The 15,204-nt window shown below is 68.9% G+C and carries 16 protein-coding genes; 7 read left to right on the top strand and 9 right to left on the bottom strand.

Features of this window, described 5'->3' with window-relative positions:
* From OXN85_09050 to OXN85_09035, 4 genes are all read right to left on the bottom strand, one after another.
* Positions 1-418: hypothetical protein (locus OXN85_09050; protein ID MCY3600106.1), on the bottom strand; the 418-nt coding region annotated here is incomplete at its 3' end.
* 170 nt (positions 419-588) lie between these two features.
* Positions 589-2,049, bottom strand: a complete 1,461-nt coding sequence (locus tag OXN85_09045; protein ID MCY3600105.1) for a deoxyribodipyrimidine photo-lyase — start codon at positions 2,047-2,049, stop codon at positions 589-591.
* A 17-nt stretch (positions 2,050-2,066) separates the two neighbouring features.
* Positions 2,067-2,969 carry an alpha/beta hydrolase gene (locus tag OXN85_09040; GenBank protein MCY3600104.1) on the bottom strand — a complete coding sequence of 301 codons (903 nt, stop codon included), beginning with the start codon at positions 2,967-2,969 and terminating at the stop codon, positions 2,067-2,069.
* 115 nt (positions 2,970-3,084) lie between these two features.
* Positions 3,085-3,996, bottom strand: a complete 912-nt coding sequence (locus tag OXN85_09035; GenBank protein ID MCY3600103.1) for an aminotransferase class IV — start codon at positions 3,994-3,996, stop codon at positions 3,085-3,087.
* A 227-nt stretch (positions 3,997-4,223) separates the two neighbouring features.
* Here OXN85_09035 and OXN85_09030 point away from each other — a divergent pair, with 227 nt between their 5' ends.
* The 7 genes from OXN85_09030 (at position 4,224) to OXN85_09000 (ending at position 10,647) form a co-directional block, all read left to right on the top strand.
* Positions 4,224-4,802 carry a hypothetical protein gene (locus OXN85_09030; protein ID MCY3600102.1) on the top strand — a complete coding sequence of 193 codons (579 nt, stop codon included), beginning with the start codon at positions 4,224-4,226 and terminating at the stop codon, positions 4,800-4,802.
* 165 nt (positions 4,803-4,967) lie between these two features.
* Positions 4,968-5,228, top strand: a complete 261-nt coding sequence (locus OXN85_09025) for a hypothetical protein (protein ID MCY3600101.1) — start codon at positions 4,968-4,970, stop codon at positions 5,226-5,228.
* A gap of 100 nt (positions 5,229-5,328) precedes the next feature.
* Positions 5,329-8,706 carry a glycosyl hydrolase gene (locus tag OXN85_09020; protein MCY3600100.1) on the top strand — a complete coding sequence of 1,126 codons (3,378 nt, stop codon included), beginning with the start codon at positions 5,329-5,331 and terminating at the stop codon, positions 8,704-8,706.
* Between the two features lie 20 nt (positions 8,707-8,726).
* On the top strand, positions 8,727-9,251 hold the full coding sequence (locus OXN85_09015; protein ID MCY3600099.1) for a hypothetical protein: 525 nt from the start codon (positions 8,727-8,729) through the stop codon (positions 9,249-9,251).
* 33 nt (positions 9,252-9,284) lie between these two features.
* Complete coding sequence (locus tag OXN85_09010) at positions 9,285-9,578, top strand: prevent-host-death protein (GenBank protein ID MCY3600098.1); 294 nt, start codon at positions 9,285-9,287, stop codon at positions 9,576-9,578.
* The gene (locus tag OXN85_09005; protein MCY3600097.1) at positions 9,575-9,964 is read left to right on the top strand and encodes a PIN domain-containing protein; all 390 of its coding nucleotides are present in this window, start codon (positions 9,575-9,577) and stop codon (positions 9,962-9,964) included. The genes OXN85_09010 and OXN85_09005 overlap by 4 nt, the downstream gene beginning before the upstream one ends.
* Entirely contained in the window at positions 9,961-10,647 is a 687-nt protein-coding gene (locus tag OXN85_09000) for a GyrI-like domain-containing protein (GenBank protein ID MCY3600096.1), read from the top strand. The genes OXN85_09005 and OXN85_09000 overlap by 4 nt, the downstream gene beginning before the upstream one ends.
* Here OXN85_09000 and OXN85_08995 read toward each other — a convergent pair.
* From OXN85_08995 to OXN85_08975, 5 genes are all read right to left on the bottom strand, one after another.
* Positions 10,617-11,324, bottom strand: a complete 708-nt coding sequence (locus OXN85_08995) for a hypothetical protein (GenBank protein ID MCY3600095.1) — start codon at positions 11,322-11,324, stop codon at positions 10,617-10,619. The two genes, OXN85_09000 and OXN85_08995, sit on opposite strands and share 31 nt — an antisense overlap.
* Positions 11,321-12,043, bottom strand: coding sequence for an ABC transporter ATP-binding protein (locus OXN85_08990; GenBank protein MCY3600094.1), 723 nt, complete (start codon positions 12,041-12,043; stop codon positions 11,321-11,323). The genes OXN85_08995 and OXN85_08990 overlap by 4 nt, the downstream gene beginning before the upstream one ends.
* Positions 12,040-13,335: a 1-acyl-sn-glycerol-3-phosphate acyltransferase gene (locus OXN85_08985; GenBank protein MCY3600093.1), complete on the bottom strand. Its 1,296-nt coding sequence runs from the start codon at positions 13,333-13,335 to the stop codon at positions 12,040-12,042. The genes OXN85_08990 and OXN85_08985 overlap by 4 nt, the downstream gene beginning before the upstream one ends.
* A gap of 118 nt (positions 13,336-13,453) precedes the next feature.
* Positions 13,454-13,735 carry a hypothetical protein gene (locus OXN85_08980; protein MCY3600092.1) on the bottom strand — a complete coding sequence of 94 codons (282 nt, stop codon included), beginning with the start codon at positions 13,733-13,735 and terminating at the stop codon, positions 13,454-13,456.
* 67 nt (positions 13,736-13,802) lie between these two features.
* Positions 13,803-15,204, bottom strand: a 1,402-nt coding sequence (locus OXN85_08975; protein MCY3600091.1) for a radical SAM protein, incomplete at its 5' end; no start/stop codon positions are given.

The following is a 15,204-nucleotide window of genomic DNA, read 5'->3' as shown; positions in this document are numbered from 1 at the left end:
CCAGCCACTGCGCCGCGCCCAGCCCCAGGCCGGCGAACGCCCCGACGAACGTCAAGCCGCCGACTCGGCCGAGCATGTCGAGCGCCGCCAGGCGCATAGGCTCGCCGGTCAGCGCCTGGCCGAGCGTCTCGACCAGCACAATGCCGACCGTCATGCCGACACCGAGGCCGAGACCCGAGGTCCCGACCCATGACGCGCCGAACCGGGGACTCCTTCCCAGGGCCAGCCACTGGGCGCCGCCGAACATCGAACCGGCCAACGCCAGGGTGAGGGGCGTCACCAACATCATGCCCACGACCGCCTCGACCGGTGCTGCCAAGCCCAGGCCGACGGCCAGCCCACCCGTCAAGCCGAGCCCGCAGAGAACGGTCCAGCGCAGGGCGAAGCCGCTTGCGGCAGCCCTGATGTTTTCGATCATCGCGCGCCTCCCATTCGGCCACCGTGGGTTGGGTCGACGTTCCGGCACGCCGCCGGGCTCGTCAAGGCCTCTGCCCCTTCCGACCCGCCCGGGCCGCCGCCGGCCTCGAGGCCGCCAACGCCGTCCATTCGGCGCGCCGCCAGCATCGTTCGGGCTGATGACTCCGGCGACTACGGATGACGCATCTTCTCGTAGGCGCTCAGGGCCCGGTGGCGGGCTGCGGCGTGGTCGACGATGGGGTGCGGGTAGTCGCGGCCGAGTTCGACGCCGGCTTCGCCGAGCACGTTCGGTGGAGCTTCCCACGGCTGGTGGAGCCAGCGGTCGGGGAGGCGCGCGATCTCGGGCACCCAGCGGCGCACGTAGGCGCCGGCCGGATCGAACTTCTCGGCCTGTCTGACGGGGTTGAAGATGCGGAAGAAGGGCTGCGCGTCGGCGCCCGAACCCGCGACCCACTGCCAGTTGGCGACGTTGTTGGCGAGGTCGCCGTCGACGAGCGTGTCCCAGAACCACGCCTCGCCGTCCCGCCAGTGGATCAGCAGGTCCTTCGTCAGGAAAGACGCGGCGATCATCCGCACGCGGTTATGCATCCAGCCGGTGTGCCAGAGTTCGCGCATCCCCGCGTCCACGATCGGGTAGCCGGTGCGGCCCTCCTGCCAGGCGGCGAGCGCCCGCGGGTCGTCGCGCCACGGGAAGCGGTCGAAGGCGGGCCGCCAGTTGCCCGTCTCCATGTGGGGAGAGTCGGACAGCAAGTGGTGGCTGAAATCGCGCCACGCGAGCTCGCGAAGGAGCGCTTCGGGGCCGCTCTCGCCGGGCGCTTCCCACTCGATCAGGTGAGCCGCGGCGCGCCACACCTGATGCGGCCCGATCTCGCCCCAATGCAGGTGCGGCGAGAGTCGTGAGCCGCCCTCCAGGTCCGGCCGGTCGCGGTCGACCAAGTATCGTTCGACGCCGTCCTCCATGAAGTCGGCCAGCCGCCGCCGGGCCGCGGCCTCCCCCACTGCCCAAGTCTCTCGGAGTCCCCCGGCCCAGTCGGGCGCCGTGGGCTGCAGCCCCCAGACGTCCGGGCGGTCGCTCGCGACCGCGGGGCCGGGGGTCAGCCGCTTCGGCGCCGGATACGGCGGCGGCGCGCGGTAGCACTCTCGGAGCCGCTTCCAGAATGAGGTGAAGACCTTGTAGGGCGTCCCCTGACCGGTCAGGACCTCGCCCGGCTCGCTGAGGAGCGAGCCCGCGTAACTCTCCGTCTCCACGCCGGCGGCGCGAAGCGTCGACGTGATCTCCGTGTCGCGCGCCACGGACGCCGACTCGTAGCACCGGTTCCACACCACGCGGGCGGCACCGGTCTCCCGTACGAGCTCCGGGAGGACGTCGGTCGCCGGGCCCCGCCGCAGGCAGAGGGAAAGCCCGAGCCCCGCCAGGTCTCCGGACAGCGCATGCAGGCTCTGGTGCAGCCACCATCGGGACGCCCCGCCCAGGGCCCGAACTCCAGAGCTCTCCTCGTCCAGGACGAACAGAGGGACGACGGGCCGTTCCAAGCCAGCAGCCGCAGCGAGGGCGGGGTTGTCGTGGATGCGCAGATCCCGCCGGAACCAGACGACGACCGGAGCGGTCGGCGACGCACGACCCCGCGGCACAGGCGGCGGCGGGCGGTTTACGCGAGGCGCTCCCGTTCGAGGAACGCGATCATCGTCGAGACGCACTCCTCGGGATGCTCCAGTTGGAGGAAGTGCGTCGTGTGGGGGATGAAGTCGTAGTCCCACCCGATCAGTCCCTCGAGGTCGACGCTGGGCAGCGAGGAGAACTCGACGCTCGGGTCGCCGCCGATCACCTTCACGGGACAGGCGAAGTTCGTCGTGTCCGGCTCGAAGGCGTACGCGAAGCCGTAGTCGAACACCTGCGCCTCGAACTCGCGCGGGCAGCGGAGTTCGTACCCGTCGCCGTCCGACGCGGGCTCGAGCAGGACCTCGGCCGCGAGGTGCTCCACCCCCGGGCGCGTGAACTCGAACACCCACGAACGCCGGAACTCCTCGGCGAACTCCTCCCTCGTGGCGAACATGGGCTGGCGATGCCGCGCCAGCATGCCCAGCCGCCGCCAGAGCGTGTCGATGCCGTAGTGGTCGCCGTCGGCCAGGTACATGGGCGGATCGAAGAGAACGAGCCCCGCGTACCCGCGCCCCGGCGGATCGTGGTTGAGGGCGACCATCGCCGACAGCGAATGGAACACGCCGACCGCCGGCTTGGCGCCGAAGTGCTCTTCGATGCCGGCCCGGATGCGATCATCGTCGGCCGTGAAGGTCGCGACGTTGTGGTGGGCGAGGTCGGCCGTCGGGTTCCGGCCGTGGCTGCGGAGGTCGTAGACGATCAACTCGAAGCGGGACTGGAGGCGCGACCAGAAGGGGTAGTAGAGGTCGATCGCGAGTCCGTTGTCGTGGCTCAGGATGAGCCGCGGACCTTTCACGTCCCCGTGTCGCCGAAGGATGATGCGGGCACCGCCGGCCGCTTCGATTTCGACGGTGTCGAGCGGCTCCGGAACCCGCCAATCCGCTGTCGTCATGGACCCCTCCTTTCCGCCGGATGATACGCGCCGGTTACACCGATGGCGAGACAACACTTTCGCGCGCGCCGAGCAAACGATCCGTGCCGCGGAAGCGGGCCGGACCGAGCCGGATCTACGTCTCGCGGCCGACCACGACGACCCCTTGGCGCGCGGTCAGATCCCGGTAGAGGTCGCTGAGCCGCTTCGTGAGCGGCCCCGGCGACCCGTCTCCGATCACCCGCCCGTCGATTTCGGTTACGCTCGCCAGTTCGCCCATCGTGCCGGTGCAGAACGCCTCGTCGGCGCGGTAGGCCTCGGCGAGGGAGAGATCCTTCACCCGGCTCGGAATGTCGTGTTCCGCGCAGAGTTCGAGCACCGTGGCGCGGGTGATCCCCTCGGGGCAGGCGACGGTCCGGCTCGTCATCGCGACGCCGTCGCGCACGAAAAAGAGATGGGTGGCATTCGTCTCGGCGATGAAGCCGTTTCCGTCGAGCATCAGCGCGTCATCGGCCCCGGCCGCGTTCGCCTCGATCTTGGCCAGGATCGATTGCAGGAGGTTCGCGTGATGGATCTTCGGAGCCAGCGTGTCGGGCCCGAAGCGGCGCAGCGAACTCGTGATCAGCTCGAGGCCCGACCGCTCGTACACCGGCGCCTTGTGCTCGGCGAGCACGATGAGCGTGGGCCCCGACCGGTTGAGGCGCGGGTCCATGCCGCTGGTGACCTTCACGCCCCGCGTCAGCGTGAGCCGAATGTGTACGCCGTCCCGCATGCCGTTGGCGGCGAGCGTCCGGCGGATCTCCTCGATGATCTCCTCATCCGCAGGGATCTCCGCGAAGGCAAGCGCCAAGGCCGAAGACCGGAGCCGGGCGAGGTGCTCCCGCAGCTTGAAGATGCGCCCGTCGTACAGGCGCAGCCCCTCCCAGACGGCATCGCCCCCCTGTACTACCGAGTCGAACGGGCTCACGCCGGCCTCGTCGCGGTGAACGAGTGCGCCGTTCACGTTGACGACGAGGTCGCGGTTTCGCTCGTCAAACCGTTGCAGCATCGCGTGTTCCTGTGCCCGGAGGCCAGCGTGTCTTGCGAGATCGGCGGCGGAAAGTGCCCGGATGTGACCGGCGAGCCGGTAGCGCTTCGAGCCGGCGTCATCATCGAAATCTGATCGGCGAGCGTTCAGATTTCAATGAAAACAGGTCGCTATCGTTGGCGTGGCCACTGCGCTGCACGCTCCCAGAGGTTGACTCGTTGACGACACACGCCGCATCTCCGTAAGCCATGGACGCCGACTCAACAACGGATCGAAGCAAGTACACGATCTTCTTCGTGGGCCGCGACGCCGCGGACATGCGGCCCAGCGAGTGGCCGGGATGCGACCTGTGTCCCGAACGGATCCGGGTCGTCCGTGACGGCGTCGCGATCGGAGAGGTCCCTGTGACGTCCGGGGACGGACGCTTCGACGCCGCCGGCCTCGGCCGGTTCCAGGTCCGGTATGCCTGGATCGATGACGATCAAGTCACGTCGTACGCGCCCGGCGATTTTGATCGTGGATGGCGGGAGCGCGGCGGTCTCCCGGAGACGGTGGCGCTCTACCGGCGCGACGACGAGAGTCGCTACATGTTCCTGCACGAGGAGCAGATCGGCTGGCCACTCCCCTTCCGCCGCCGGGGCTGGCCCGACCGAGCGCACGTCAGCCTCGCGACCATGGTCGAGTACATGGACGGAGAGATCGACACGCTTCCGTTGGGACCTCCTCCCCGGCGTCCGGGGGTTCCGGACGTGGCTCGAGTCGTGGAGCCCGGCCTTCGGGCGGCACCGCTGCAAGCACGGCCCGGTTTTCGCCACCGATTGTGGTGATCCGGGCCGTTTTTCGCCTGAGAGCAGGCTGGGAGGAAGCCGCGAATTGGCCCGACCGCGCCGGGTTGATGGTGCGTTGATGGGGGACCGTAGGTTCGGGACGGGTCGAGTATCGGGGCGGGAGCCCGCTCGCTCGCGAACCTTCACGGGAGTCACTGCGACACCATGGGAACGGATCTCATCGCCGACCTCATCCTGTCGGCCACGTTGATCGGCGTTTGCGTCATCTTCTGCGGGCTGTCGCGCAACCTGCGCAAGGAACTTCGCGCTGAAATCCGCGGGGCGGACGAGCGCCTGGGCAACCGCATCGACGCCGTCCGCGCCGAACTCGTGGAGACGCGGGTGGCCGCGGCGGACCGGGTCGCCCGCGTCGAAGGGCACCTGTTCGGAGTCCACCCGCCCGATCCCGAGATCGATTCGAGCTGACGGGTTGCCCGCCGCCCGTCCTCGGGCCGACCTTCCCAACCTGCGAATCCCACAGGCGAAACCGCCCGATAGCCACCAGCCACCGGCACAAGGTGCGATCATGATCGATTTCGAGAGACTCCACGCGAACCCGTACGCTCGTCGCGGCGCCATCTCCCGCTTCCCCGCCCTTCTCCTCGCGGGGATGGCGAGTCTCGGCGCGCTCGGCGTCCTCGGCACTCCGGGGGCGCTCGCCGCCCAGGAGGGCGAGGATGACGAGGACGGCGCGCCCGAACTGAACGCCGGGTTCATCTCCGGCATCCGGTGGCGGAGCATCGGCCCCGCGCTGGCCTCCGGACGGATCGCGGACATCGCGGTGGATCCCACGGACCGGAGCGTGTGGTACGTGGCGGCCTCCTCCGGCAACGTCTGGAAGACGACGAACGCCGGGACGACGTGGACGCCGATCTTCGACGACTACGGGTCCTACTCGATCGGGGCCATCGCGCTCGACCCCAACGACCATCTCACGCTCTGGGTGGGGACGGGGGAGAACAACGGGCAGCGCTCGGTGGGGTACGGGGACGGCGTCTACAAGTCGATCGACGGGGGGCGCTCGTTCCGGAACATGGGACTCGAGACCTCCGAGCACATCGGGAAGATCCAGATCCATCCGGACGATTCCGACGTCGTCTTCGTGGCGGCGCAGGGGCCGCTGTGGAACGCGGGCGGCGAGCGCGGGCTGTACCGGACGACGGACGGGGGCGAGACGTGGGAACGGGTGCTCGAGATCGACGAGCACACGGGCGTGAACGAGGTCTACTTCGACCCGCGGAACCCGGACGTGATGTACGCGACGTCGTGGCAGCGGCGGCGGCACCAGTGGACGATGATCGACGGCGGGCCGGGCTCGGGGATCCACAAATCGACGGACGGCGGGAACTCGTGGCGCGAGATCAACCGCGGGCTCCCGTCGGGGGACAAGGGGCGCATCGGGTTCGCGATCTCGCCGCAGAACCCGGACGTCCTCTACGCGATCGTGGAGGCGAGCGGCGACGCCGGGGGCACCTTCCGCTCGGAGAACATGGGAGAGAACTGGTCGCGGACGTCGCGCTACCAGTCGGGCGCGGCCATGTACTACCACGAACTGTACGCGGACCCGCACCGCTTCGACCGCATCTACTCGCTCGACACCTTCGTCGAGATGTCGGAGGACGGCGGGGAGACGTGGGAGCGGCTCCCGACGCAGGGCGTCCACGTGGACCATCACGCGATCGTGTTCGACCCTGACGACCCGGAGCACATCATCCTCGGCAACGACGGGGGTCTGTACGAGACGCGGGACTTCGGGGAGAGCTGGCACTTCTTCTCCAACCTGCCGCTCACCCAGTTCTACAAGGTCGCGACCTCGAACGACGAGCCGTTCTACTACGTGTACGGGGGGACGCAGGACAACAACACGCTCGGCGGTCCCGCGCAGACGGCCGACAACGCGGGGATCCGGAACTCGGACTGGTACGTGACGCTGGGGGGCGACGGCTTCGACCCCGTCATCGACCCCGAGAACCCGGACATCATCTACTCCCAGCTCCAGAACGGCGTGCTGTCGCGCTTTGACCGCGTGTCGAAGGAACGGCTCGACATCCAGCCGCAGGAAGACGCGGACGGGCCGCCGCTGCGCTGGTACTGGGACGCGGCGCTCCACATGTCGCCGCACGACAACCACCGTCTCTACTACGGGGCCCAGATCCTCTTCCAGTCGGACGACCAGGCCTCGACCTGGCGGCCGATCTCGGGCGACCTCACGCGCAACCTCGACCGCAACCAGCTCGAGGTGATGGGGCGGGTGTGGAGCGTGGACGCCGTGGGCAAGAACCGCTCGACGTCGGTGTTCGGGCACATCGTGGCGGTCTCCGAGTCTCCCTTCGTGGAGGGGCTCATCTACGCGGGCACGGACGACGGGCTCGTGCAGGTGACGGAGGACGGGGGCGAGAACTGGCGCGCGGTGGAGAGCTTTCCGGGGGTGCCGGACACGAGCTTCGTGCACGACGTGGAGGCGTCGCTGCACGATCCGAACACCGTGTTCGCCGTCATCAACAACTTCAAGCGGGGCGACTTCCGGCCCTACGTGCTCAAGTCGACGGACCGCGGGGTGACGTGGACCTCGATCTCGGGGGACCTCCCGGAGAACGGCCCCGCCTTCTCCATCGTGCAGGACCACGTGGAGCCGAACCTGCTGTTCCTGGGGACGGAGTTCTCGGCCTTCACGTCGGTGAACGGCGGCGAGTCGTGGATGGAACTGGGGACGGGCCTGCCGACGATCCCGGTGCGCGAACTGGAGATCCAGAAGCGGGAGGATGACCTCGTCGCGGCGACCTTCGGGCGCTCGTTCTACGTGGTCGACGACTACACGCCGCTCCGGGAACTGGCGGCGCGGTCGGACGAGATCCTCGCCTCGGACGGGCACATCTTCGAGGTGAAGGACGGGGAGATGTACCTGCGCTGGAGTCCGGGCGGGACGAGCGGGTCGAGCTTCTACACGGCGGACAACCCGGCTTTCGGGGTCACGTTCACCTACTACGTCGGCGAGACGCTGCGCACGCGGGAGGCGGCGCGGCGGGCGGAGGAACGGCGGTTGCAGCGGCAGGGGGAAGACACGCCGTACCCGACGTGGGAGGAACTGGAGGCGGAGGACCGGGAGGAGGCGCCGCGGGTGTTCCTCACGATCCGGGACGGGGACGGGAACGTCGTGAACACGGTGAACGGCTCGGCTTCGCAGGGCATGCGCCGGGCGACGTGGAACTACCGGTACCCGGGCTACAACCCGGTCACGGGGGGCGGCGGGGGCGGCTTCGGCTTCGGCGGGTTCGGGGGCGGGGGCGGCAACGGGCCCATGGCGCTGCCGGGGAGCTACACGGTGTCGCTCTCGCAACGCGTGGACGGCGAGGTGACCGAGCTGGCCGGGCCGGTGCCGTTCGAGATCGCGCCCATGGGGGGCTCGGCGATCCCGCTCCAGGACCGGGCGGCGGTGCTCGCCTTCCAGCGACAGACCGGGGAGCTGCTCCGCGCCGTCTCCGGGACGCAGCGGGTGGCGGGGGCCGCGATGGCCCGCATCTCGGCCATGAAGCAGGCCCTGGACCGCTGGCCGTCGGCCGACCCGGCCCTCCGGCAGGAGGCCCGCGCGCTGGAGCTGCGGCTCCTCGACCTGCAGGAGACGCTGAACGGCTCCCGCACGCGGGCCTCCCGCGCCGAGCCGGAGATGCCGGGGATCGTGGCCCGCGTGAACCAGGTCGTGCGCGGCCACTGGAACGGTCTGCACGGCCCCACGCAGACGCACCGCGAGCAGTACGGGATCGCGAACGATGCCTTCACGGCGCTGTATCCCGACATGAGCCAGCTCATCGAAACGGATCTGCCGGCGCTGGAGGCGCGGCTGGAGGCGGCCGGGGTGCCGTGGACGACGGGCCGCGCGCTCCCGGACTGGCCGCCGAACGGGTAGGTGCCGGCGGGTAGTTCCGCGTGAAGCTCCTCTCGTACCTCTGGAAGACGATCGGGCCCCGGCGGGTGGGGCTCGTCGTCATGTGCGTGTACACGGCGTGGCTCGTCTTCTTCTACCGCTACCACTGGGTGGACGGGATCAACCTCCTCATCCACGAGGCGGGCCGCGTCGTCTTCTCGCCGCTGGCCCGGCTTTCGGCCGGCGGCGAAACGCTCGCCGTGCTGGCCGGCCCGCTGCTTCAGCTCGCCGTACCCCTCTACATCACGTTCCGGCTGTGGCGGCGGGGGGAGGCGATCCCCGCGGCGGTGGGCGCCCTGTGGTCGGCCGAGAGCCTCATGTACGCGGCGGAGTCGATGGCCGCCGCGAACCGCCTCGCCCTCCCCCTGATCGGCGATCACTCGAACAACTGGCGCCTGCTGCTTGAGCGCGCCGGCGCCCTGGAGTCCGCCGAGCAGATCGGCCTCGCCCTCCACCTTCTCGCCAGCGCCGCCGCCGTCGCCGCCGTCTGGTGGGCCGTCCGGCTCGAAGCGAACGCTACCACTTGACGTAGGTAGCTACCGGTAGCTACTTACAGTGGCATGAGATCCGTAGGCATCAAGACGCTGAACAGCAAGCTGAGCGAGTACGTACGTCTCGCCACGGCAGGTGAGACCGTACTCGTCACCGACCGCGACCGGGTCGTGGCCGAGATCGGTCCTCCGCGGGAAGCGAGGAGTCCGATCCTGGCCGACGCCATGCTCGCCGATGCGGTGCGGAATGGCTGGCTGACGCCGGCTCTCGCTCCCGGTTCCGAGCCTCCCCGAGGCGGGCCGCCGGTGGCCACGCTGTCCGAGTTGCTTGGTGAACTGGAAGGTGACCGAAGCGACCGGTGATCTACGTCGACACTTCCGTCGCCTTGGCCCACCTGCTCGCGGAAGACCGCCGTCCGCCGACCTCGTTCTGGACCGACACGCTCGTTTCCAGTCGTCTGTTGGAGTACGAGATGTGGACGCGGTTGCACGCCCGCGAGTTGGCGTCATCGCGGTCGGAGGCGGCACACTCGCTCATCGCTCGAATCTCGCTGGTCGAGCTGGCGCCACCCGTACTGGCCCGGGCGCTCGACGCGTTCCCGGTTCCCGTCCGGACACTGGATGGGCTTCACCTGGCGTCGCTGGAGTTCCTGCGGGGGCGTGGCCAAGCCGTCGAACTTGCCAGCTACGATCGCCGTATGGCGAGCGCAGCAGAAGCCATGGGTATCCCGATTCTGGACCTGCCGTGACCCGTCGCACCCCTGGTGTGCTGCGGTGGGCGCCCGGGCTCCTGGCATGGTCCCTTGGTGCGGCAGTCGCTGCGGTCGAACTCGGCGGGCAGGAGGTCGATCCGGTCGCGTTCGAGCACCTGGTCGAGCCGCGGATCGTGGAGCGGGCTGACGAGCGGGTGCTGGAGGTGCGGGCCATCGGCGATCCGGACGAGATCGGTAGTGCGGCGTTCGGACTCCTGTTCCAGCTCTACTTCTCGAGCGGGGCGGCGACCGGCTTCTCGCCACCGGTCGTCCGCGCGCGCTGGCAGGAGGGGCTGGACGAGATTCCGAGGAGCGAATGGGTCGGCCGGTACGCGCTACCTGTCCCCGAGGCCGTGGAATCGCTGCCGGAGCACACGCCGCCGGACGGCGTGACGGCCTCGATCACGACGTGGGAATACGGAACCATCGCCGAGATCCTCCACATCGGCCGCTACGATGCCGAGCAGCCGACGATCAAGCGCCTCAAAGCGTTCGTCGAGGCAGAGGGCTACGAGACGTTCGGCGGACACGAGGAGGAGTACATCGTCGGGCCGACCATGGCCGGCCCGGGGGATCCCGACGAATACCGCACGATCCTCAGGTATCGCATCCGCAAAGCGGATCCGGCCCGTGGTGGTGGGCCGTCTGGTCAGAGAGGTTTCTCGGGCCGAGACGGATAGCGTGCCACGCCCCGCTGAGCGATACCGAAGGCGGCGGCGGCGAGCGCCGTGAAGATGGCCAGCGTGACCGCTCCAATGGCGATGGGGGCGTAGGGATGCTCCAGGAATGACCGGAGTGCGGCGCCGATGCCTTCGCGTTGCAGTAGGCCGAGCACCCGCGGGGCGACCCAACCCACAAGAACAACCATCGCTGCGATCGACCAAGTGATGAGTCTGGTCAGTTCGCAAGCCGCAGCGGCCGTCAGGCACCAAGCCGCAAGCGTGAGCAGCGCCCAGTACCCCAGCGCGATCTGAAACGGCGCCACCCCCACGAGCACCCCCCACTCGGCGGGCGGCTCGACCAGCATGAGCGTCACGCCGGTGGCGATCACGCCGGGCAACAACCCCGCAGCCGCCGCAAGGAAACGGGCCGCAACGAGATCGGATACGGTCACCGGAAGGGACAGCAGAAACTCCAATGTCCCATCGAGCCTGTCTCGCATGACGGCGAAGGGCACCACCACAAGCGATCCCAGCGTCACTCCCATGACGACCGCCAGAACGTTCTCGTCGGTGGCCCGTCCGAAGATGTAGAACAGGACGAGACCGGCCGCCCCGGCAAGATACAGGCGCACCAACAGAGGCTTGGCGCGCTGGATTTCCACGCGGGTCAGGTCGCCGACATGCCGCAGGTTCAATGGGCGTCCAGGAGGTCGTAGAGGGCATCCGCCAGCGACGCGTGGTCGGCGCGCATGTGTCGCACCGAACGGTCGGCGATCATGGTTCCGTCGACGAGGACCAGCACGCGTTCGGCCAGCCATTCGACATCCTCGAGGATATGAGTCGAGAACAGCAGGACTCTCCCCGGGTCTTCGTCCAGGCTCTCGACGACGACATCCATGAGGCGCCGGCGCATGACCGGGTCAAGGCCGGCCGTCGGCTCGTCGAGGAGCAGGACGCGGGGTCGGCAGGCCTCCGCCGACACGAACGCAACCTTTGCCTTGGTACCGCTCGAGAGAGTCCCCAGATTCGCGGCGTCGGAAATCTCCAGCCGCTCCGTCAATCGCGCCTCGTAGTCGCGATCCCAGTTGTCGTAGAAGCGTGCAAGCAGGTCGAAGTGCTGCCGAACCGTCATTCCGGCGAATCCGAGGAGTCTCTCCGGCATCACGCGAACGTGATTGCGCAAGCCGGGCAGGAGCGTGCGCGTATCGACGCCTCCGAACCGCACTTCGCCTTCGTACTCCGGCAGCAACCCCGAGAGCGCCCGCAGGATCGTGGTCTTCCCCGCCCCGTTCGGGCCGACGAGGGCCACGCGCTCCCCCGCAGTCAGTTCGATGCTGAGAGGTTCAAGCTCGAACAACGGGTACTTGACCGCGAAGGAGCACAGCTCGATGTCGGGGTCTCGCGTAACGATCATCTCTCATGAACCTGGCGTTCATCCATCCACTGCTCTTCCAGCTGCCGGAGGGTCTCGGTGAGTTCCGAGCGCAGTCTGGCGAACTGCTCGCGGCGATCGGGGCGGCCCTGCAGCCGCAGGAAGACGGCGGTGTCCTCTCGCACCTCGCGGGCGAGTTCCATCCACAGCATCGCCACGAAGCCGCACGCGGGGGGCACCACGGCCGCCACCGCGGCGACCGTCCATCCCCCCACGAGATAGCCCAGCACGGGCCCCAGGATCCAGGCCGCACACGTCCCGGCCAGGAGCGTCCCCAGCTTGACCGTCGCGGTGACCTCGAGTTCGGGTCTCACGAGCCTGACGACGAAGCCGGGCAGCCGGACTATGGGAGCCCAGAGCAGGGATCCGGCCACCGCGAAGGGAAGCCCAAGCGCCAGGAGCGTTCCGCGCACGACGACGTACTTCGCGACCGGGAGGAAGCTGTAGCGGGGAGGCACGTCCCCTTCCCCGGCACGGAGCTCGTCGCTCAGCCGGGCATACCGCGCCACCTTTTCCACCAGGCGGCGGTGCTCCTCGGGGTGCGCCCGGCGGATCCATTCCAGGCCCCGCGCGAAACGCTGCAGGCGGGGGAAGCGCGTCCCCAGCGGCTCCCGGGTCCGCCACGGCACCCACCGCAATTCACGGACGTAGAGCTGCTCCGCCACCTCGACGAGAATCCGGTCTCGGGGGCGGCCGAAGTTCAGCGTCTCGCGGCGCACCCCCCGCTCGATCCGCTCGGTGAGCCTGCGCCCCGCGGCGACGGGATCCTCCCGGTACGCCTCCTTCAGGTCCGCGCACCCGAACGCCTTGCCGAACCGCACGGCGACCTCGGTTCTGGCCAACTCCTTGGCGGCATAGGTGATCCCCACGGGCGCGATCGACAGCCCGAGCCCCCAGTCGGCGCCTTCCTCCGCCTGCAGCGCGATCCGCGCGGTCCCCGTGCGGAACTCCGCCAGGCGCGCCTCGGAGTGGCTCTTGCCCTCGGGATAGATCTGGATGGCGCCGCCCCCGTGGAGCACGTCGACCGCCGACCGGAACATCTCCTCGTTGCGGTGCATTGCCTCGGGATCGTCCTCCCTGCGGTGGACCGGTATGCCGCCCAGCGCCCGCAGCATCGGACCCAGAAGGAACCGGTCGAAGAGCGGTGCGCGACCCAGCGGCCGCGTGATCCGGTCGCTGCACCGGAAGATCAGCATGGCATCGACAAGGCTGTTGGGATGGTTGGCCGCCACGATCAACGGACCGTCCGGGAGCGGAGGCCCATGCCGGTCCACGCGATAGAAGAGCGCGGCCGCGGTTCCGGTGATGCCGGCGATCAGCCTCGGTATCCGGTCCAGGTTTCCGCCTCCATCCCCCGTCGTGGGTCGAGTGCGGCGGCCTCTTCGCCTCCCGTCAGCGGCGGGCCGCGCGCAGGTAGCGTCGCCCGAGGCGAGCCATGCGCTCGTCGCCGAGTCCCTCCGCCTCGCGGATCAGATCCTCGATGTGCGGCGCCAGGGCGGGGTCGCCCCAGGCGTAGCCGGTCGCGGTCTCGGCACTCTGCGTGTTGCCGATGTGGGCGCCCTCCAGGAGGGCCCGCGCCGCGGCCGCGTCAAAGCGCGGCGACTCGCGCGGCGGGAGCGCGTAGCGCGGCTCGGGTTCGTGCGTCGCGTCTTCGTTGACGAAGGCTCTGGACATCGCGACGTGGCTCGCTTCGGGGGTCCGGCCCGGGACGGACCTCCCCGGACGCGGGACCTTTCCTCGACTAGTGGACGACCGCTCCGGCCCGCGCCTGCACCGGGGCCGCGCCGCCCGTGCTCTTGATATAGGCGTAGGGGTCGTGCTCGATCGCGCCCTCGGGCAGGAACTCCCACAGCGGCCCGAGATCGTGCTTCACGCGGTCGATGTAGAACTGCGGCAACTCCTGCGTCTCGCCCTCGAAGTAGTCCCGGAACTTCCGGTCCGACTTGAGCTTGTCGCGCACGGTCGTGTAGTAGGCGATCCTCCCGTTCCCCTCCGACGAGAGTGCGCGCACGGCGTTCAGGAGCCGTGGGATGCCGCCGCGGTTGGCCCTCAGCCGACGCCAGACCGCCCGCTTCGAGAAGCTGTACTGCGTGAGGTCGATGACGTGGTCGTAGAACTCGATCCACTCGTAGTTCTTCGGCTTGAGGTTCATCGCGTGATTGTTGTTGAGGAAGTGGAACGGGAAGCCGAGCACCCGCCCTTCCTGCTGGTATTCGAGGTTGAGCGGGGCCGCCTCTCCGAACGACGTCAGCAGGGAGTAGCCGGGGAAGGCGGCGGGCGAGGCATCCAGGAACTTCTTCGTGAGCTCGAAGGGCTCGGGGCCTTCATCGCAATCGAGACCCATCACGAAGTTGGTCTGGAGATAGGGGATGTAGCTCGTGATGAGGTTGGAATGGTCCGACACCTGGCGGACCTTCTCGAGCCCGTGACGGTTCCGCGACTTCGACTTGTTCCCCAGCATGTACCACGACTCGACGCCGGGGAGGATCGCGCGGAAGCCGGCCTTCGCGAGTCGCTTGAGCCGCGGCTCCCCGAGCAGGGAGAGGCTGCTCTCGGCGATGAACTCGATCGTGCCGGGGGGGACGGCGTCCTCGATCGCCCCCAGCACGTCGTCGAAGCGGACCCCGAAGTTGGGGTCGTGCCAGCCGACGATCGGCCGCTTCATCTTCTTCGCGAGGAAGCGGAGGTCGTCCCGCATCTCGTCGAAGTCGAGCGGCTGGTAGGGGATGACGGAATCGATGCAGAAGCTGCACGTGTACGGGCACCCGAGGCTGCCGAGCATGGGGACGATCTTGAACAACGGCGCCTTGTTGAGCGTCGGCTCGATGAACTTCCAGCGCGCGCGCACACCGGGCAGGGACACCGGCTGCGTCTCGGCCGTCACGTGGCGGCCCAGGGGCCGCTGCGGCTGGCAGTCGTCGAGGACTCCGTTGAGCACCTCCTTGTCGGTGAAGCCGAACACGTAGTCGAAGTACTTCTGAGCGTCCTGGGGATAGCAGCGGGCGTGCGGGCCGCCGATACAGGTGACGGCGCCCCGCTGGCGGAACATCTCGCTGATGGCGTAGGCGAGTTGGGCCCCCTGGGAAAACGCGCTCACGAAGAGCAGATCGATATCTTGCGGGAGTTCCTCGACGAGGTCTTCG

The organism is Candidatus Palauibacter australiensis (genome assembly GCA_026705295.1).
Taxonomy (GTDB): domain Bacteria; phylum Gemmatimonadota; class Gemmatimonadetes; order Palauibacterales; family Palauibacteraceae; genus Palauibacter; species Palauibacter australiensis.
The sequence above is the reverse complement of the archived record's forward strand: the minus strand, read 5'-3'. Positions and strand labels throughout refer to the sequence as shown.